This window comes from Spiroplasma endosymbiont of Poecilobothrus nobilitatus, from assembly GCF_964030655.1.
GTDB lineage: Bacteria > Bacillota_I > Bacilli_A > Mycoplasmatales > Mycoplasmataceae > Spiroplasma.
On the sequence record NZ_OZ034915.1, the window covers coordinates 920,700 to 941,082 of the forward strand.

Annotated in this window: 16 protein-coding genes and 6 pseudogenes; 6 read left to right on the top strand and 16 right to left on the bottom strand. The window is 26.1% G+C overall.

Annotation, left to right across the window (positions count from 1 at the left end; all coding sequences use genetic code 4):
* Positions 1-32 precede the first annotated feature (32 nt).
* A complete protein-coding gene (locus AAHM76_RS05440; RefSeq protein ID WP_342255651.1) occupies positions 33-1,172 on the bottom strand; it encodes a hypothetical protein in 1,140 nt (379 codons plus the stop codon).
* A 1,183-nt stretch (positions 1,173-2,355) separates the two neighbouring features.
* Here AAHM76_RS05440 and AAHM76_RS08590 point away from each other — a divergent pair.
* Positions 2,356-2,412, top strand: a pseudogene (locus AAHM76_RS08590) (hypothetical protein); the annotation flags it as partial.
* Positions 2,413-2,514: 102 nt separating this feature from the next.
* On the top strand, positions 2,515-3,171 hold the full coding sequence (locus AAHM76_RS05445; RefSeq protein WP_342255652.1) for a transposase: 657 nt from the start codon (positions 2,515-2,517) through the stop codon (positions 3,169-3,171).
* 142 nt (positions 3,172-3,313) lie between these two features.
* Here AAHM76_RS05445 and AAHM76_RS05450 read toward each other — a convergent pair whose 3' ends face one another.
* From AAHM76_RS05450 to AAHM76_RS05465, 4 genes and pseudogenes are all read right to left on the bottom strand, one after another.
* On the bottom strand, positions 3,314-3,445 hold the full coding sequence (locus AAHM76_RS05450) for a hypothetical protein (RefSeq protein ID WP_342255653.1): 132 nt from the start codon (positions 3,443-3,445) through the stop codon (positions 3,314-3,316).
* A 196-nt stretch (positions 3,446-3,641) separates the two neighbouring features.
* The gene (locus tag AAHM76_RS05455; protein WP_342255654.1) at positions 3,642-4,160 is read right to left on the bottom strand and encodes a copper homeostasis protein CutC; all 519 of its coding nucleotides are present in this window, start codon (positions 4,158-4,160) and stop codon (positions 3,642-3,644) included.
* A gap of 3 nt (positions 4,161-4,163) precedes the next feature.
* Complete coding sequence (locus AAHM76_RS05460; RefSeq protein WP_342255655.1) at positions 4,164-7,208, bottom strand: DNA polymerase III subunit alpha; 3,045 nt, start codon at positions 7,206-7,208, stop codon at positions 4,164-4,166.
* Between the two features lie 557 nt (positions 7,209-7,765).
* Positions 7,766-8,878 (bottom strand): annotated as a pseudogene (locus AAHM76_RS05465) (IS3 family transposase).
* Positions 8,879-8,990: 112 nt separating this feature from the next.
* Between AAHM76_RS05465 and AAHM76_RS05470 the strand changes: the two are divergent.
* Positions 8,991-9,425 (top strand): hypothetical protein, encoded by a 435-nt coding sequence (locus AAHM76_RS05470; RefSeq protein WP_342256847.1) that lies wholly within the window; start codon positions 8,991-8,993, stop codon positions 9,423-9,425.
* A gap of 12 nt (positions 9,426-9,437) precedes the next feature.
* Entirely contained in the window at positions 9,438-9,659 is a 222-nt protein-coding gene (locus AAHM76_RS05475; RefSeq protein WP_342255656.1) for a hypothetical protein, read from the top strand.
* A 197-nt stretch (positions 9,660-9,856) separates the two neighbouring features.
* Here the strand turns inward: AAHM76_RS05475 and AAHM76_RS05480 are convergent, their stop codons facing one another.
* The 4 genes and pseudogenes from AAHM76_RS05480 to AAHM76_RS05495 all read right to left on the bottom strand — a co-directional run bounded on the left by AAHM76_RS05480 (position 9,857) and on the right by AAHM76_RS05495 (position 14,538).
* Positions 9,857-10,816 (bottom strand): CPBP family intramembrane glutamic endopeptidase, encoded by a 960-nt coding sequence (locus AAHM76_RS05480; RefSeq protein WP_342255657.1) that lies wholly within the window; start codon positions 10,814-10,816, stop codon positions 9,857-9,859.
* Between the two features lie 127 nt (positions 10,817-10,943).
* Positions 10,944-12,521 (bottom strand): 2,3-bisphosphoglycerate-independent phosphoglycerate mutase, encoded by a 1,578-nt coding sequence (gene gpmI, locus AAHM76_RS05485; RefSeq protein ID WP_342255658.1) that lies wholly within the window; start codon positions 12,519-12,521, stop codon positions 10,944-10,946.
* 44 nt (positions 12,522-12,565) lie between these two features.
* Positions 12,566-13,201 (bottom strand): HAD hydrolase family protein, encoded by a 636-nt coding sequence (locus AAHM76_RS05490; protein ID WP_342255659.1) that lies wholly within the window; start codon positions 13,199-13,201, stop codon positions 12,566-12,568.
* 224 nt (positions 13,202-13,425) lie between these two features.
* Positions 13,426-14,538, bottom strand: a pseudogene (locus tag AAHM76_RS05495) (IS3 family transposase).
* Positions 14,539-14,714: 176 nt separating this feature from the next.
* Between AAHM76_RS05495 and AAHM76_RS05500 the strand changes: the two are divergent.
* Positions 14,715-15,023: pseudogene (locus AAHM76_RS05500) on the top strand (IS3 family transposase); the annotation flags it as partial.
* 139 nt (positions 15,024-15,162) lie between these two features.
* Positions 15,163-15,387, top strand: coding sequence for an IS3 family transposase (locus AAHM76_RS08595; RefSeq protein WP_425289471.1), 225 nt, complete (start codon positions 15,163-15,165; stop codon positions 15,385-15,387).
* Positions 15,388-16,220: 833 nt separating this feature from the next.
* Here AAHM76_RS08595 and AAHM76_RS05505 read toward each other — a convergent pair.
* The 7 genes and pseudogenes from AAHM76_RS05505 to AAHM76_RS05525 form a co-directional block, all read right to left on the bottom strand.
* A complete protein-coding gene (locus AAHM76_RS05505; RefSeq protein WP_342255660.1) occupies positions 16,221-16,877 on the bottom strand; it encodes a transposase in 657 nt (218 codons plus the stop codon).
* A 30-nt stretch (positions 16,878-16,907) separates the two neighbouring features.
* Positions 16,908-17,063 carry an IS1/IS1595 family N-terminal zinc-binding domain-containing protein gene (locus tag AAHM76_RS08600; RefSeq protein ID WP_425289472.1) on the bottom strand — a complete coding sequence of 52 codons (156 nt, stop codon included), beginning with the start codon at positions 17,061-17,063 and terminating at the stop codon, positions 16,908-16,910.
* A gap of 226 nt (positions 17,064-17,289) precedes the next feature.
* The gene (gene rpmA / locus AAHM76_RS05510) at positions 17,290-17,580 is read right to left on the bottom strand and encodes a 50S ribosomal protein L27 (RefSeq protein ID WP_425289473.1); all 291 of its coding nucleotides are present in this window, start codon (positions 17,578-17,580) and stop codon (positions 17,290-17,292) included.
* A 2-nt stretch (positions 17,581-17,582) separates the two neighbouring features.
* Entirely contained in the window at positions 17,583-17,897 is a 315-nt protein-coding gene (locus AAHM76_RS05515; RefSeq protein WP_342255662.1) for a ribosomal-processing cysteine protease Prp, read from the bottom strand.
* Positions 17,898-18,186: 289 nt separating this feature from the next.
* Positions 18,187-18,477, bottom strand: a pseudogene (gene rplU, locus AAHM76_RS05520) (50S ribosomal protein L21); the annotation flags it as partial.
* Positions 18,478-18,753: 276 nt separating this feature from the next.
* Positions 18,754-19,173, bottom strand: coding sequence for an IS3 family transposase (locus AAHM76_RS08605; protein ID WP_425289474.1), 420 nt, complete (start codon positions 19,171-19,173; stop codon positions 18,754-18,756).
* Positions 19,142-20,242, bottom strand: a pseudogene (locus tag AAHM76_RS05525) (IS3 family transposase). The gene AAHM76_RS08605 and the pseudogene AAHM76_RS05525 overlap by 32 nt, the downstream one beginning before the upstream one ends.
* Positions 20,243-20,383 lie beyond the last annotated feature (141 nt).

A 20,383-nucleotide genomic window follows, 5' to 3' on the forward strand; every position in this document is an offset into this window, starting at 1 on the left:
AAACTAATAAGATTAATGAGTTTATTTTTCTTTTATTCAAATGTAACATTTAATTTATAAGCTGGAATTTTTGTCATTAAAGAAGCTAAATTATCAGAAGCAGCTAAAATTTTTGAACCTGGTTTAGCCTCAATAGTTGCTCCTTTACCATCCTCATTAAAAGTTACTCAAACTTCATTATATCAAATCTCCTGATATTGATCAGCAAATTGTTTTCCTAATAACTTTGTAACAAGATCATAACGAAGTTCGTTTTCAGTTTCTTTTGTATAAATCTTATCTAATTTAACAGGTATTAATTTTTCCGTTGGTTTAACATTATCTTGCGTTAAAAACTTACGTGGTGTTGTCTTGACTATAAAATTAGCAGTTAGTGTTGAGTGAACAATAACATGCTCAACTTCCGTTGTAATTTTTAAAGTCCCTTTCCCATTATATTGATTAATTGATAATTCAATTCCACCATCTAAAGCTCCCATCATTGCTTTTAACATTGCATCTTTATATAAAATTGCTAAACGATTTCAGTCTCCAACAAACTCCATAATTGCTGCTGTCATATTCATTATTGTACCCTCAGGGTCTTTTTTATAATCTTTTCAGACTGAATCAACAAGATAAATATCACCAATATTTTCTAATGGAAATGCCTGCGAAAATGTAATTGATTCATTAACAATTTCAACTGCTGAACCAGTAAAATTACCACCTGGTTTTGGCGTAATTACTCATTGATTAATTTCTTGATCAAGATTTATTTCAATATCTGAAAAAGTAAAATTTGTTCCATTTAAACTATTAACAACAGTTAACACTTCATTGACGGTTAATTTTTTACCAGAACCATTATCATATGGCAATGAAGTAACAGTAATAATTTTACTAATATCATTTGTTGTTCATTTTAAATCAACTTTTTTTATCAAAAATGGGCGATTTGGAACATCTGGCATAAAACGAATAATTGTTGTTTTCATCCCTGGCGCTAAATCAACATCTAAGTTATCAACATCATAACCTGCTTTTTTTAAATTTTCTTTAATAGTACCAACGGTTGGTATTCCTGTTGTATTAATTTCACCCCCAGTTTTAGGACTACGACATGCAATCACTGTCCCAACAATTGGGGTTGATAGTGACACTGATGCTAAAATCATCATTAATTTTTTCATTATTTTATTCTCCTTTATTTTTCAATAATTTTTATTACATAGTTAATATTAAAATTAGTTTATTAATTTTAAAAAGATTATTTTGTTAAAATTTTGGCAATAATACTGCCCTTTTGTCGCGGGGTTGTTTCCTTTTTAAAAAGAATTAATCGATATGTTTTAATAATATTTGCAATAATAAATGAAATAATAATTAGTTTTTTTAATAAAAAAATAACTAATATATTAATTCGATACTGCATAAAAAGATATGGTTCTAAAATATTTAAAAATAATGTTAGATTAAGAAACTGATTAAAATAAATTAAATAAATCCGCAATATGACTAAAGCAACAAAAAAGGTAATAATAAATAAGGCATAAAAGAAATAAAACGAAATTAAAATTGATTGATAAATTTGAAAATAAAACTGCGTAAAACGACTAAGTAATCCTGTTATCGCAATATTTCAATAAATAGTGTATGATAATCAAAAAATATTTGCTAATCATAATAAAATTACAATAACATTAACTTTTAAAAAGTTATCTCATTGTAAGATGATCCATTTATAATGTTTAAAATTACTTAAAATTTGGATTAAAACAGCTAAGAAAAATAAAAAAGCACCCGTTATTAAAACAATATAAGTTAAATTTAATGAAATACTAACAAATGCCCAATTTGTATAATGTGGAACAAAAAAAGGTAAAAATAACGAAATTCCAAAATATAAAGTAAACAAAATAAAATATATATTAAAAAATACTTGAAAATACTTTTTGAAATCTGTTCTCATTTTAATCACCCACACATATTTCCTTTTATTTTAATTATATCTTTCGTTATATTTAATTAAAAACCCTATTGTAAAACAATAATTAAAGCAATTATAATTATCATCTTAATTATTAATAACATGTTCTAAATAATTATACCGTGAAAAGTTTTAAAATTAAAATTAAAATTTCTTTAATTTTGTAGAAAACTCTTGATATTTAATATTTATAAAATATACCTAAAATTAGGTATATTCTTAATATAAGAGGTGAATAATTAATGGAAAAAATAATTGAAGAATTAATAAATAGTTTAACAGATGATCAATTTTTAGAATTTCATGAAAAAGTCAAAAAAGAAGCATAATTAATTAAAAAACAAAAACGCTTAAATGAAATTGATCAAAAATTTAGGGATAAAGGTATTAAATGTCCTAATTGTCAATCTTTTTATTGTGTTAAAAATGGTCATAATCCTGAAGGAAAACAAAAATATTTATGCAAAAAATGTCGTGCTAGTTTTGATGCTTTTCGTGATCATTTTACGTATTGAAGTCATTTAAATTATGAACAGTGAAATTTATTGATTCAAATTTCATTATTAGGCCAATCTAGTAAAATGATTTCCCACTTTATTAAAACATCACCGAAAACCGCTTGATATAATCGCCAAAAAATAATGAAATCAAAACAATTAGAAAACACCCAATTAAAATTTAAAACGTTAAATGGCCAAATTCAAATCGATGAAACATTTATTAAAGAAATCCACAAAGGTAATTTTAAAGATAAATTTGATAAAAGAAAAATTCATCTTGATTCATTTTCAACCAACACTAAATGTTGTATTCAAATGGCTGTTGATAGCAATAATAATATTTATGTTAAATCAACCAACACAAAACGATTACAAAAACAGTGAATTATTGAAAATATTAATAAACAATTAATCAAAGAGAATTCAATTATTATTTCTGACATGCAACCATTATATTTATTAGTAGCAAAACAAACAAATTCTATTTTATTAGCAACTAAAACTAGTACAAATCCTGATGCTAGTTATCGGAAGTTAAATAAAATTAGTAAATTACAATCAAATATTAAAGAATCCTTAATTCATTATCATGGCTTAGGTTTCACGAACATTCAAAATTATTTAAATCTCTGAAAATGAAAATACCAGTATAAAGGTTTAACGCCAAACCAACAATCATCGGTATTATATTTTAACGTATAAAAAAGTTAAATAACAATAATATTAAAAGTTCATATAATTTTCTTTTAAAGTTATCATATTGATGATTTTTTTTATTTCATCAAGAGTTTTCTACAAAATTAAAAAAAGTTTTTAGAAAAAGTAGCAAATTAATTATAATTAATTAAAAATTTTTCCATTTCAATTGTTGAAGTTTTGCTATATCAAGCGCAGTGTTTCATGCCCCATCATAATGCACAGCACTGCCAAGATGAATCGCATCACAATAATGACTAATTATCGCGAAATTAGTCAAATTAATACCACTACCTCCTTGAATTTGAACACCATAATTCCAAAGACTTTGTAAAGTTACTAAATTTTTCAGATAGCATTACAAAAGTTGAGATTTTACAAAAAAATATAAATAAAAACAACTAAAAAAATTAAATAAATTTACTAAAAACCTAATATTAAGCATTTTTTTTGCATTACTTAATTAATAAGTAAATTTAATTTTGTTTGTTATACTTACAAACCTCAACTTTTTTCTTACTATCATTTTTCATAATTGGAGTTATCCCACCTTGGGTTAAAACTGTGCTAATTCCTAATTGAGCTAATTGTTTAATAGCAGTAATTTTATCTTCAATTAAATCAAAAGCCCGGTGAAAAGTAATTGCTAATGGATGTGCTAAGGCAATTAATTCTTCCATCCGTAATAAATCAATTTGATGCGTAGGTGTTAAAATACCGACCACAATGCCTTCTGCCTTTGTTGTTTTAATATAAGCAATATCTTTTTTAAGTTGAAAATATTCATCAGATGGACAATAAAAATCATCATAACGGTGACGAACCATTACCCGAATAGGAACTTTAATTCGATCAGTACATTCTTGAATAACTGCATAAGATGGCGTTAACCCTCCTCGCGATAAATCAGCACATAATTCAATCCGGTCAATATTTTCAACTTGCTCAATAATTTGGCATTCTTCGTAGTTTCTTGCAATAACTTCAATAAACATTTATTATTGCTCCCCACTAATAAATTTAATGCGATTAATAATTCCATTAATTTTATTATTATATGTTCTTAACTTAATATTCAATAATAATACATTATTAGTTTTTAACAAATTAGCATAATCTTTATAGATACCGGCAAAAGCAGTAATACTAATTTCGCCACTTTCATCATAACAATCTAAGAATGCCATTTTATTGTTGCTTTTATCAGTAATTACTTTTACTCGCTTCACTAGAACTAAAATATTTGTTGATCCTAAACTTAAACGCAAATTACTAATTAATTTTGTTTTATCTTGGTACCCTGCTTTTTCACGAATATATTTTAATGGATGATTCGATAAATAAAATCCTAAAAACTCATATTCTTTTTCTAGACAAATAACTTCATCGTTTGGTTCAATTACTAGTTCTGGTTTTTCGGCTAATAAAAAATCAACAACTAAATTTTCATTCTCTTCTTGCGTTTTAATCAACTCAATATAAGTAAAAATCCGGTGGTAATTATTAAATAAGGTAATCCGGTTCAACTTAAAAACATCTAATGCTCCAGAAAAACATAATGCCTCATAAGTTTTTCGATTTAAGCCTTTCTTATATAAACGAATAAACAAATCATATAAATCAGTAAACATTCCATTAGTTTGATACTCTTGGACAATTTTATTAAAAAAGGCAAAACCAATTTGTTTAATAATTAATAATGGAACACAAATTTGATTATCAATTGTATGATATTGTCGATATGGAGCATTAATATTTGGTGGCACAATTGTTAAATGATTATTTTTTGCTAAAGCAATATAATCATTTGTTTTATGTTCACCACCAATAACATGTGTCAATAAACTAGCTAAAAACTGGGAAGGATAATTTGCTTTTAAATATGCCATTTGATAACCTAACAATGAATATGCAACTGCATGGCTCCGATTAAACCCATAGGAAGCAAATTTATAAATTAATTCTCAAATTTCTTGTGCTATTTTTTCAACATAATGATTTTTAACAGCCTCTTCAATAAATTCAGTTTTCATTTGACTCATAATTGATGCATCTTTTTTCCCCATTGAACGACGAAGCACATCAGCTTTAGCTAGTGAGAAAATAGCAACTTTTTGAGCAATTAGCATAACTTGCTCTTGATAAACAATAATGCCATAAGTTGGTGCTAAAATTTCAGCTAGACGTTCATCAATATAGGTAACTTTTGCTAAATTTTTTTTTCGTTTAATAAACAAAGGAATATTTTCTTGTGGACCAGGGCGATATAACGAAGAAGTTGCAACAATATCTTCTAATTGGTCTGGAACCATATCAACTAAAACCTTCGCCATCCCCGGTGATTCTAATTGAAAAATCCCTTTTGTATCCCCTTGCGCTAATAATTGATAAGTTTTTTGGTCATTTAATGGTAAGGTGTCAACATCTAATTTTGATTTTGTTTCTTGGTAAATATTATCAATAACATCATGTAAAATTGTTAAATTTCGTAATCCTAATAAATCCATTTTTAGAATTCCCAATTCTTCTAAATAATTCATTGAATATTGTGTTTGATAAATTCCATTATAGCCTTCTTTAATTGGAATAATTGTTTGTAAGCGCTGCTGTGTTAAAACAACACCTGCTGCATGGGTCCCCGTTTGACGTGGCAAACCAATAATTTTTTTTAAATGTAAAAACACTTGGGGATATTTCTTTTGATAAATTTCAAAAAGAGGATTAGCATTAATTGCTTCTTCATAATGATAATTATATTCTAATGGAACTGCTTTGCTCATTTTATCTGCTTCTTCAATTGCGATATCAAAAATTCGACAAATATCTCGAATTGCCATTTTCATCCCAATCGTTTGGAAAGTAATAATATGGGCAACATGTTCACTACCATATTTTTCAAATAAATATTCAACAACCATTTCTCGTTTATCATCTTCAAAATCAATATCAATATCTGGTAAACTTTTTCGCTCTGGATTTAAAAATCGTTCAAAAAGTAAATTATAAGCAATTGGATCAATTGTTGTAATATTTAATAAATAACTGACAAGACTACCAGCAGCACTACCGCGGCCAGGACCAACAAAAATATTTTGTTGTTTTGCATAACGAACATAATCTCATACAATTAAAAAATAATCATTAAAACCCATTTTATTAATCACCGTTAATTCATAAGTTAACCGTTGAAGATATGTTGTTTTAGAACCATTAATTTTTTTTTGTTTTAAAGCTGTTTGACAAATTTCTTGTAAAAACTGTTGTGCGGTCTGGCCTTCTAGGGTTGGATAACGTAATAAATTATCAAAAATATTCCCTTTATGCAAAGGAAAAACATCAATTGTCGTAATAAATGTTTTAATATTGTCAAAATATTGTTGATAAAGGAGCGGTGGTGAGACTCAACCATATAAATCTTTCATCTTACTTTCTTTAAATAAAGTTTGTGTTTTAATTGTATCAACAACTTTATAAGCAGTAAAATCTTCACTTGTAAAATATTGTACTTTATTATTTCAAATAATTTGTTCACTTGCAACTAATGCTTGCAGTGACTCTAACAACGATAAATTCCCATTATTAATACCTAAATATAAATCTGTTCCAACTTTTAAAAGTTTTTTTAGCGTTTGATATAACTCAGGTTGATAATTATCTGTTGTATAATTGATAATAATCTTAACATCTGTTGTTAAAAAATTACTAATTTCCTCTAATGTTACATTTTTCTTATGTTCAGCATTAATCATTATTAAAGATGAAATTTCAACTAAATTAAAATAACCATTTTGATTACGGGCAAATAAATTCATATTATAAGGAATATCATTCAATAAAATAATAACATTTAAGCCAATAATTGGTTTAATTTTATTTTTTTGACAAAGCTGGTGAAATTCATAAACCCCAAACATATTATTATCACAAATTGCCAATGATGATAAATTATTTGTCATAGCATAATTAAAATATTTATCAAAAGTAATTAAAGATGATAATAAACTATAACTTGTTCGAACATTTAAATGGGGAATTGTCATCATTGCTACCTCACTCTCCTATCATTGTAACGAAAAAGAAAATAAAAACCACAATTGTGGCCGAATTTTATAATTTAATTGCAATAATAATGATCATAATTACAATTAAAAGCGCTAAGATCCCAAAAACTAAATAACTTCATAAACGGGCTTTTTTCTTTGGAACCATTTCTTTTAATAATTCTTTTTCTAAATCAATTGCATTTTCATTATAAAAAGAATTTTTTTCTTTCTTAATATTTATTATTTTAATATCTTCATCTTTAACATCACGAATAATTGAAAATTCTTCGTCAATTAATATTGTTTCTTCTAATAAGTTTTTTCGTGATTGTTCTGCTTTTTGTAATTCAGATTCATTAACTAATTGTTTTGCTTAGAGTGCACCCATTTTAGTAAGTACTAATAAAAAGTATTTACTATTTTTTTAATTATATCTTTTTCTTTACGATTTGAATATCATGTATTTCATTTTATAACATCTTGTATATATTCTTCATGTGAATTATATATTTTATTATGGATTGTAGATGGAATGGCAACACTTTTTAGGACACTTTTTATATAGACATTTGTTTTCTAAAAGTAACTGGAGATAAATAATTTAAACTGCCATGAATTCGAATATTGTTATATCAATGCACAAAATCAAAAAGTTCGTATTTTAATTGTGTTAAATTTTTAAATTTTTTACCCTTAATAAATTCAGTTTTAAAAGTTTTGTAAGTTGTTTCAGCCACAGCATTATCATAAGGGCAGCCTTTATTGCTTAATGATCTTTTAATATTAAAAGTTATTAAAATTTCATCAATGATTTTATTTTTAAACTAATTACTACGATCAGTATGAAACAGAGTTATTTGATTTAATGGTCGTGTTATTTTATGAAAAGCTTGTTGGACCAGTTCGGACGTTTTATTCGGCCCAGCACTATAACCAATTATTTCACGATTAAACAAGTCAATTAATAAACAAATATAATGTCATTTAGCGCCAACTTGAACATATGTTAAATCACTAACAATAACTTCATTAGGTTTTTTTGTTGTTAAATTGACGATTTAAAATATTATTAATTTGGTCATTATTGACTGTTGTTTTATGATTATGATATTTTAATTTGGTGTATTTAGAAACCAAATTATTTTTGATCATAAAGAATCTGATTTTTCGCCGCGATAAGATGATATCTTTTCTGTTTAAAATAACTTTAATTTTGCGAGCCCCATAAATTTTGCGACTTTTATTAAAGGCACTGATAATTTCTTGTTCATAATTATTAACTTGCTTGTTAATACATTTATTAGTTTGATAATAATACGTTGATTTTGATAAACCCAAAATCTTACATATTTTTCTTACTGAATATTTTGTTTTGTTGTTATTAATTATTGTTATTTTTTGGCCATTATCAGTGCGGCTTGCTTTAAAATGTCATTTTCCATTTTCAAGTCTTTAAGTTCTTTTCGTAAAGTTATTATTTCATTTTCTTCTAGTGTGCGATTGTCTTTTTCTTTAAATTAACCAGAATTATTATAATTTTTAACTCAACTATAAATAGTTGGTTTTGGTAAATTATATTCTTTCCCTAGATTAATAACACTTTTACCATTTTTATATAGCATGACAATTTGTTTTTTAAATTCTTCAGAGTATGAAGTTTTATTTCCCATTTTTATATTCCTTCTTTCTTAATAATTTTATATAATTTTGAAGTCTATATAATTATGGTCCTAATAATTGTAGCCTATCCATGTTGTTGAATTTCCAACTGCAAAAATTTATTTATGTGGTGGGACACATGTTAATAACTTAGAAGAAATTAATTTTTTTGAAATTTGAGATTGTTGAGTTGATAAAAAGAAAGTTCAAGTACAATTTTCAACAAATAAAGAAGCAACAGAAAATTACTTTACTAATTGAATTAACCAAAAAAAAGATAATTTATACCAAAGTATTAAAAAAATTAAAAGTTATGATGCTGAATTTAATTTCATAATACCTAATTTTGAAATTCCAACAACAATAATTGCAAAAAATAGTTTAAATACGGAAATTGAACAATTAGAAAAACAATTAAATGAAATTGCAAAAGAAAAATATAAATTATTATTACAAACAATTGATAACACTGTTTTTCCAATCAAAGAAATTATTATTAATTATGAAAAAATAACACTTGAACTAATACGAAATAAATTAAATAAATTTTTACAATAATATGAAAATAGCTTGCTAATTTTTATTAATTCAACCTTAAAATATGGATTCATTAGTTTTACTAAAAAACATCAAAGTAAAATCAATCTTAATAAATTTTTACAAACCATTAAAAATGCCTTTGCAATATCTGACGGCGGAACAACTTTATTTATTAGTTTTACTTTTCAAAATGATATTAAACCATTTTTAGATCTTTTAATAGCAACATTCAAAAAAGCAGAAATGGATTAAAAAGATGATATATAATTAATATCATCTTTTTGTCACTAGTTCATTAGAAAATCAACGCATAGAAGCACTAATGGAATAATAATCCAATTTAGATTTATATTATAAAATTAGAACACAACTAATTGAATAAATATACATTTCTGCATAAGTTTACTTCAATAAAAATAAAAAGCACCTTGGTGCTTTTTTAAAATTAATTATGCTAAAAATTTTGGTGTAATAAACATTAAAATGACAACAATGCAATTATAACCAGCATGCGGAATTATTGTATATGTAACATTCCCATTAACAATAAGAAATAGCATTCCTAGTGTTAATGATGCTCCAATATATCCAATAAAATGTTCTCAATCACCGGTTCCAGCGACATGCATGCCAGCAAAGAAAATTGTTGATGCAACAAATCCAAGTCATTTGTTACCACTTAAACTAAAAATTCCGTGTCTAGTTGCTAATTCTTCAACAATTGGTGCAATTAAAATTGTATAAATAAATAATAAAACAATATTTCATCATTTATCTAATCCTTTAATTAAACTATTTTGATTGTTTGAAGTTGTTGTTGTTATTAATGATTGTAAATAAACAAAAAATAAATGAATTGAAAAAACAGCAATAATACCAATTGAGCAAACAACAAGAAGACTTTTGTAATCTTGTTTTAAAGTTAATTTAATTTTTTCAAAAATTAATGGTGACGACCGATAAAGAATAAAAATTGTCACCAATCCCGCAATTATTAATGTTAATAAATTAATTGTTGTTTTAACACTAGCAGATGGATGAAACTGGTTTGCAATAGTTCCAATTACTAAACCAATAATATTTGGAATAAAATAAAAATAATAAAAGGCAATAGCACCTGACCGCATAATTTCATTTTGTGCACCACTAATAACAAAATATGAACCAACTGCAACAATAATCCAACTAATAAAGTTCATCCCTGCTAAAGCATATTCATTATGTGCAAACATATATGAAATTAGAATATTAATAAAAAAGGGAGCAAAAATAGCTGTTCCTAAAAAAATATAACCCGTATTTTTAAGTTTAACTAAATTAAAATCAAAGGGGGAAGCGCGATCAACTAATGTTGGTTTTAACTCATATCATGCTCTTTTAGGATTATAAACATTATCATTATTAGTCATTTTTATTACTCCTTTAAATCTTACTTTTTATTATATAATAAATTAGTTAAAAATCCATTCAAAATTTAAAATTATTTGGTAAAGAATTTTGGATCCATCTATTAAAAAAGACATTTTGCAATGTCTTTTACTTAATAATTAATGATGGTTGTGTCATTTCAGGGGGAATTTCTTCACCTAATAATTCTAAGATTGTCGGAGCAATATCAGCAATTGCCGGATTATCTTTTCGTAATTGTAACCCTTCTTTTGTAATAATAATTGGAACCAATTGTGAAGTATGCTTTTTATTAGGACCACCTGTTTCATCTATCATAATTTCAGCATTTCCGTGGTCAGCAGTAATAATCATAATTCCGTTAACTTTCTCAATTGCTGCATAAATTTTACCAAGACAATTATCAATAGCTTTAACTGCTTCGATTGCTGCTGGTAAGATTCCAGTATGCCCAACCATATCACAATTTGCAAAATTTAAAATAATAACATCAAATTCATTTCGATTAAGTTCAGCAATTAATTTATCAGTAATTTCATACGCTGACATTTCTGGTTTTAAATCATAAGTTGCTACTTTTGGTGATGGAATTAAATCTGCTGAAGCCCCTGGTAATGTAATTTCGGCTTGTGTTGCTAGACCATTTTTAAAATAATCTTTTCCACCATCAAAGAAAAATGTAACATGAGCAATTTTTTCTGTTTCAGCAATTCGTAATTGACGATAACTTTTTTTACTTAATCATTCTCCTAAACCATTAATAACTTCAATTGGTTTAAAAGCAACATGTTTTGAAGCAACTGTTTCTGCATATTCCATCATTGAAACAAAATAAATATCATGTAATTTTGGCATAAAATAAATTTGTGCATCATTACCCGGAAAATTAGGATTTGTTAAAGCTGAAGCTATTGAAATAGCACGATCAGGGCGAAAATTAGCAAAAAAGACAGCATCACCTGATTTAATATAACCTTTTGGAGTATTAATATTATATGCTGGCATTAAAAATTCATCATTACGGCCGGCTTGATATTCACGGTCAATATATTCTATTGGGTCACTAAATTCCGAGCCTTTTCTTGAAACTAAAGCATCATAAGCAACCTGCACTCGGTCATATTTTTTATCACGATCCATTGCGTAATAACGACCACCAATGGTTGCAATTTCGCCAACTTTTAATTCGTTTTGTAATTGTTGAAATTGTTTAAGATAAATTTTAATACATTCTGGTTTCGTATCACGTCCATCACCAAAAATATGCAAGTAAATTTCTTTTATTCCTTCTTGTGCTGCTAATTTATAAGCAGCAAAAATATGGTTTAAATGTGAGTGAACACCACCATCTGAAAATAATTCCATAATATGAAAAGCACCATTATTTTTTTTTGCAAAATTAATTGCAGCTAAAAGTTCTGGATTTTGATTAAATGTTCCATCTTTAATTGCTTTATTAATTAAAGTTAATGATTCATATTTAATGCGACCTGCTCCTAAATGAATATGTCCAACTTCAGAATTTCCCATTTGCCCTTCTGGTAAACCAACTCATTCTCCTACCGCATGTGCTGAGACTCATGGATATTTTGCTTTTAACTTTTCAACATTGACCATATGCCCTTGTGTAACAGCATTTCCTTTTGAATCAGGCGCAATTCCTCATCCATCAAGAATTGCCAATAAAATTGGTTGTTTAACTTTCATTTTATTATTTCTCCTCTTTTTCTCTTTCCTTAACAATTATATAATTATTTTCTATTATTGAGAATATATTTTTCAATCATTTTTGCAACACCACCTGTTTCAACGGTTGTAGTTACTTCTTTTGCTACTGCCTTGATTTGTTCTTGACCATTCTTCATCGCAATTCCTAGCCCTACATTTTTAATCATTCAATAATCATTCATACTGTCACCAATTGCCATCATTTCTGATAAAGCAATATTCCATTGGGATGAAATTAATTTCAAACCAGCTAGTTTACTAATCCCTGAAGCATTTATTTCTGCTGTTCATGAGGCATCAATTGCAATTTCAATATTTTGTCCACGAGTTGCAATAATAAAATCGTCGTTTTCATGAACATCCATTACAATACATTTATAACCTTCATTTTGAATTGCTAATGCATAATCATATTGAATAAACTCTCCATGAAAAAATGCTAATTCAGGATTATTTTCAACAACAGGATTAAAATTAACAATAACTTTGGTTAAATCATCAACATAACATCATAATTTTTTATGATATTTTTTTACCAATTGAAATAAAAAATTAACTTGAGAAGCAGACAAGGTTTGTTGATGAACAATTGTATGTGTCTTAATATCATAAATACATGCACCATTAAAACCAATAAAGTATTGGTGAAAATAATCCATTTTTACTTTAATAGCTTCTGATAACTAAGTTAATACTGGTAGTCCTGTTGCAAAAACAACTCACACGCCCATTTCTTGTGCTTTAATAATTGGCATAATATTGGCCTCGTGGATCCCCTGATGAAAGGAACAAGAATTTCCATCCATATCTAATGCAATTAATTTAATTTTTGGATGGGTTAAGATAAATTGGACTGGAATGGCAACACTTTTTAGGACACTTTTTATATATACATTTGTTTTATAAAAGTAACTGGAGATAAATAATTTAAACTGCCATGAATTCGAATATTGTTATATCAATGCACAAAATCAAAAAGTTCGTATTTTAATTGTGTTAAATTTTTAAATTTTTTGCCCTTAATAAATTCAGTTTTAAAAGTTTTGTAAGTTGTTTCAGCCACAGCATTATCATAAGGGCAGCCTTTATTGCTTAATGATCTTTTAATATTAAAAGTTATTAAAATTTCATCAATGATTTTATTTTTAAACTCATTACCACGATCAGTATGAAACAGAGTTATTTGATTTAATGGTCGTGTTATTTTATGAAAAGCTTGTTGGACCAGTTCGGACGTTTTATTCGACCCAGCACTATAACCAATTATTTCGCGATTAAACAAGTCAATTAATAAACAAATATAATGTCATTTAGCGCCAACTTGAACATATGTTAAATCACTAACAATAACTTCATTAGGTTTTTTTGTTGTTAAATTGACGATTTAAAATATTATTAATTTGGTCATTATTGACTGTTGTTTTATGATTATGATATTTTAATTTGGTGTATTTAGAAACCAAATTATTTTTGATCATAAAGAATCTGATTTTTCGCCGCGATAAGATGATATCTTTTCTGTTTAAAATAACTTTAATTTTGCGAGCCCCATAAATTTTGCGACTTTTATTAAAGGCACTGATAATTTCTTGTTCATAATTATTAACTTGCTTGTTAATACATTTATTAGTTTGATAATAATACGTTGATTTTGATAAACCCAAAATCTTACATATTTTTCTTACTGAATATTTTGTTTTGTTGTTATTAATTATTGTTATTTTTTGGCCATTATCAGTGCGGCTTGCTTTAAAATGTCATTTTCCATTTTCAAGTCTTTAAGTTCTTTTCGTAAAGTTATTATTTCATTTTCTTCTAGTGTGCGATTGTCTTTTGCTTTAAATGAACCAGAATTATTATAATTTTTAACTCAACTATAAATAGTTGGTTTTGGTAAATTATATTCTTGCCCTATATTAATAACACTTTTACCATTTTTATATAGCATGACAATTTGTTTTTTAAATTCTTCATAGTATGAAGTTTTATTTCCCATTTTTATATTCCTTCTTTCTTAATAATTTTATCTAATTTTGAAGTCTATATAATTATGGTCCTAATAATTGTAGCATATCCATTATTTATCTCCAGTTACTTTTATAAAACAAATGTATATATAAAAAGTGTCCTAAAAAGTGTTGCCATTCCACTTTTCATAAAATAACACGACCATTAAATCAAATAACTCTATTTCATACTGATCATGGTAATGAGTTTAAAAATAAAATCATTGATGAAATTTTAATAACTTTTAATATTAAAAGATCATTAAGCAATAAAGGCTGCCCTTATGATAATGCTGTGGCTGAAACAACTTACAAAACTTTTAAAACTGAATTTATTAAGGGTAAAAAATTTAAAAATTTAACACAATTAAAATACGAACTTTTTGATTTTGTGCATTGATATAACAATATTCGAATTCATGGCAGTTTAAATTATTTATCTCCAGTTACTTTTAGAAAACAAATGTCTATATAAAAAGTGTTGCCATTCCAAATTAGTTGAAAGCAGCTTTAATAAACTTCAATTTTCATTAAGCAATATTAAAATATTTCACACTGATCAAGGCAGTGAATTCAATAATAATCTTATTTATAACCTGTTAGTTAAAAATGGGATTCAAAAATCTTACAGTAAACCAGGTTGTCCTTATGACAATGCTGTTGCGGAATCAACATACAAAATTTTTAAAACTGAATTTATTAAAAATAATAAATTTAAAAACGTTGAGCAGTTTAAATTAGAATTATTTGATTACATTAATTGGTACAATAATATTCGAATTTATAGCAAACTAAATTATTTAACACCAGTGCAATACAGAAATTATTATTCTACATAAAATTTGTCCAAAAAACCCTTACCATTCCAAGTCCAATTGCTGTCCCTAAATGTGGAAACAATAAAACCAAACTTGCTAACATGCTTCTTCTTTTTCATTTTCTTTAATTCCTTTCTTTTAAAAATAAAAAACAATTACTAATAAATTATTAATAATTGTCCTTAACGAATGATATTTCTTTTGATTAATAAAAAAATATCGCTGCATTTCTTTCTCAAATTTTTCTTATTATTATAATTCTGTCTCTAAAAAATTGAATAATAGTTTTAGTTTAGAAAACTAATTCTGAAACAACTATCACCGCGTTCAGAAATCATCGTGCACCAAATACTCCTGAAAATAATTGATGCACATTTAAGAAAAATATTGATAGGGGCATGCCTTCCCTGTTTGGCAATGACACTTTCCATGGACTATATTAATAATTTTTCCAATAATTGGGTAAAAATAAAATTTTCAAAGATCTTGTTGTTGATAAATATTTGTTCTTGTCATCTTACTTTGATATTTTATAAAAGATAAGAAGTAAATAATCATCACAATTGAGCCTATGATATAAATATATTGAATTGGTAAAACAAAACTAAAAAAACTAAATCCGATTAAAATGGCAAACAATAATTGATAATAAACTTGTCAATCTTTTCAAGATTCTTTATTGGAAATCATTCTAATCTTCCTTTTAATAGATATATTATAACCATAAAAAAATACTAATTTTTTGAAAAAAAGTTTTAATTTTGTAGAAAACTCTTGATGAAATAAAAAAAATCATCAATATGATAACTTTAAAAGAAAATTATATAAACTTTTAATATTGTTATTTAACTTTTTTATACGTTAAAATATAATACCGATGATTGTTGGTTTGGCGTTAAACCTTTATGCTGGTATTTTCATTTTCAGAGATTTAAATAATTTTGAATGTTCGTGAAACCTAAGCCATGATAATGAATTAAGGATTCTTTAAGATTTGATTGTAATTTACTAATTTTATTTAACTTCCGATAACTAGCATCAGGATTTGTACTAGTTTTAGTTGCTAATAAAATATAATTTGTTTGTTTTGCTACTAATAAATATAATGGTTGCATGTCAGAAATAATAATTGAATTTTCTTTGATTAATTGTTTATTAATATTTTCAATAATTCACTGTTTTTGTAATCGTTTTGTGTTGGTTGATTTAACATAAATATTATTATTGCTATCAACAGCCATTTGAATACAACATTTAGTGTTGGTTGAAAATGAATCAAGATGAATTTTTCTTTTATCAAATTTATTTTTAAAATTACCTTTGTGGATTTCTTTAATAAATGTTTCATCGATTTGAATTTGGCCATTTAACGTTTTAAATTTTAATTGGGTGTTTTCTAATTGTTTTGATTTCATTATTTTTTGGCGATTATATCAAGCGGTTTTCGGTGATGTTTTAATAAAGTGGGAAATCATTTTACTAGATTGCCCTAATAATGAAATTTGAATCAATAAATTTCACTGTTCATAATTTAAATGACTTTAATACGTAAAATGATCACGAAAAGCATAAAAACTAGCACGACATTTTTTGCATAAATATTTTTGTTTTTCTTCAGGATTATGACCATTTTTAACACAATAAAAATATTGACAATTAGGATATTTAATACCTTTATCCCTAAATTTTTGATAAATTTAATTTAAGCGTTTTTGTTTTTTAATTAATTCTGCTTCTTTTTTGACTTTTTCATGAAATTCTAAAAATTGATCATCTGTTAAACTATTTATTAATTCTTCAATTATTTTTTCCATTAATTATTCACCTCTTATATTAAAAATATACCTAATTTTAGGTATATTTTATAAATATCAAGAGTTTTCTACAAAATTAAAGAAAAAAGTAGAATTAGTATTTTTTTATTTATTTAACTTGTTTTTGATAAACTGATGCTTTTGTTTTATTTCGTCCAAATTTTTCAAACTTAACAATCCCATCAATTAAGGCAAATAAGGTATCATCACCACCACGCCCAACATTTACTCCTGGGTTAACTTTTGTTCCACGTTGACGATAAATGATTGATCCTGCTCTAATTGTTTGGCCATCAGATCTTTTTGCTCCCAATCGTTTTGAATGTGAATCACGACCATTTTTAGTCGACCCTACTCCTTTTTTTGAAGCAAATAACTGTAAGCCTAATGCGAATTTAATCATTATTCTTCAACCTCCTTTACACTAATAAATTTTTGATATTGCTGATAAATTGTTAAAAATTGATAATAAATTGTTTGTAACACAACTTGTAAGTCAGCACTATTATTTTTTACTGTAATAATAATTAGTCCTTCCTTAACAATGAATTGACAACTATTTGGTTTAATTTGATCAATTGAATTTAAACCACCAGTTGCAATTCCTGTTATTGCGGCACAAACAAGATCTTTACCATATTCAGCTGCTTTAGCATGCCCGGTAATTTCAATTTTCTTGATTTTTTGTTCAGTTTTCGTAATTATAATCTTAATCATAATGTTTTACTTGTCACTTTGTTTTGTTTTTGATGCTGGTTTTTTTGCTGATGTTGTTGATGAACTTTTAGCTGCTGGCTTTGCTGCAGTTGTTGTTTTTCCTGCTGGATTTGCCGCTACTGGTTTTTTCGCCTGAAGAAACTGCTTTTGTTGTTGCTGTTTTTTCTGTTGTTACTGGTTTTTTATCAGCAACAGGTTTTACAGTTGATTTTGCAGCAGTTGTTGATTTTGCTACAGTAGGTTTAGTTTTGGCATCTGTTGTTGTTCATTTAGAAGAACCTGATAACAAAATTTGATCAATTTTAACTTTTGTATATGGTTGACGATGCCCATATTTTTTATGTTGTGTTTTCTTTGGTTTATAATGGAAAACAACAATTTTCTTTTGCTTTCCTTGTTTTAAAATTGTTCCTGTTACTGATGCCATTTTAATAAAAGGAGTTCCTACTTCTCCATCAATCATTAAAACTTCAGTGAAATTAACTTTTTCACCTTCATTACCATTTAACATTTCAACAAATATTTCATCACCTTGAGAAACGCGAAGCTGTTTCCCTCCAGTTTTAATTATTGCAAACATTTTTACACCTCCAGTTTAGACTCGCCTTGTAAGTAGATAAGTATTGCATATCCTTTATGTACTTAAAAGTCAAAGAGCGGTTGAAACTGAAACAACCATAATTAATTATATCGTTATCTTAAAAAAAATCAATAAATTTTATGTTTTTCTTTAAAATAAATTATTCTTCAGATTGTAACACAAGTTCTTCTTTTTTATTATAATTACAACATTCTTCGCAACTATCGCATACTTTACAATCTGGATTTGGAATGGCAAGGGTTTTTTGGACAAATTTTATGTAGAATAATAATTTCTGTATTGCACTGGTGTTAAATAATTTAGTTTGCTATGAATTCGAATATTATTGTACCAATTAATGTAATCAAATAATTCTAATTTAAACTGCTCAACGTTTTTAAATTTATTATTTTTAATAAATTTAGTTTTAAAAATTTTGTATGTTGATTCCGCAACAGCATTGTCATAAGGACAACCTGGTTTACTGTAAGATTTTTGAATCCCATTTTTAACTAACAGGTTATAAATAAGATTATTATTGAATTCACTGCCTTGATCAGTGTGAAATATTTTAATATTGCTTAATGAAAATTGAAGTTTATTAAAGCTGCTTTCAACTAATTTGGAATGGCAACACTTTTTAGGACACTTTTTATATAGACATTTATTTTCTAAAAGTAACTGGAGATAAATAATTTAAACTGCCATGAATTCGAATATTGTTATATCAATGCACAAAATCAAAAAGTTCGTATTTTAATTGTGTTAAATTTTTAAATTTTTTACCCTTAATAAATTCATTTTTAAAAGTTTTGTAAGTTGTTTCAGCCACAGCATTATCATAAGGGCAGCCTTTATTGCTTAATGATCTTTTAATATTAAAAGTTATTAAAATTTCATCAATGATTTTATTTTTAAACTCATTACCACGATCAGCATGAAATAGAGTTATTTGATTTAATGGTCGTGTTATTTTATGAAAAGCTTGTTGGACCAGTTCGGCTGTTTTATTCGGCCCAGCACTATAACCAATTATTTCACGATTAAACAAGTCAATTAATAAACAAATATAATGTCATTTAGCGCCAACTTGAACATATGTTAAATCACTAACAATAACTTCATTAGATTTTTTGTTGTTAAATTGACGATTTAAAATATTATTAATTTGGTCATTATTGACTGTTGTTTTATGATTATGATATTTTAATTTGGTGTATTTAGAAACCAAATTATTTTTGATCATAAAGAATCTGATTTTTCGCCGCGATAAGATGATATCTTTTCTGTTTAAAATAACTTTAATTTTGCGAGCCCCATAAATTTTGCGGCTTTTATTAAAGGCACTGATAATTTCTTGTTCATAATTATTAACTTGCTTGTTAATACATTTATTAGTTTGATAATAATACGTTGATTTTTGATAAACCCAAAATCTTACATATTTTTCTTACTGAATATTTTGTTTTGTTGTTATTAATTATTGTTATTTTTTGGCGATTATCAGTGCGGCTTGCTTTAAAATGTCATTTTCCATTTTCAAGTCTTTAAGTTCTTTTCGCAAAGTTATTATTTCATTTTCTTCTAGTGTGCGATTGTCTTTTGCTTTAAATGAACCAGAATTATTATAATTTTTAACTCAACTATAAATAGTTGGTTTTGGTAAATTATATTCTTGCCCTAGATTAATAACAATTTTACCATTTTTATATAGCATGACAATTTGTTTTTTAAATTCTTCAGAGTATGAAGTTTTATTTCCCATTTTTATATTCCTTCTTTCTTAATAATTTTATCTAATTTTGAAGTCTATATAATTATGGTCCTAATAATTGTAGCCTATCCAATATTCGAATTCATGGCAGTTTAAATTATTTATCTCCAGTTACTTTTAGAAAACAAATGT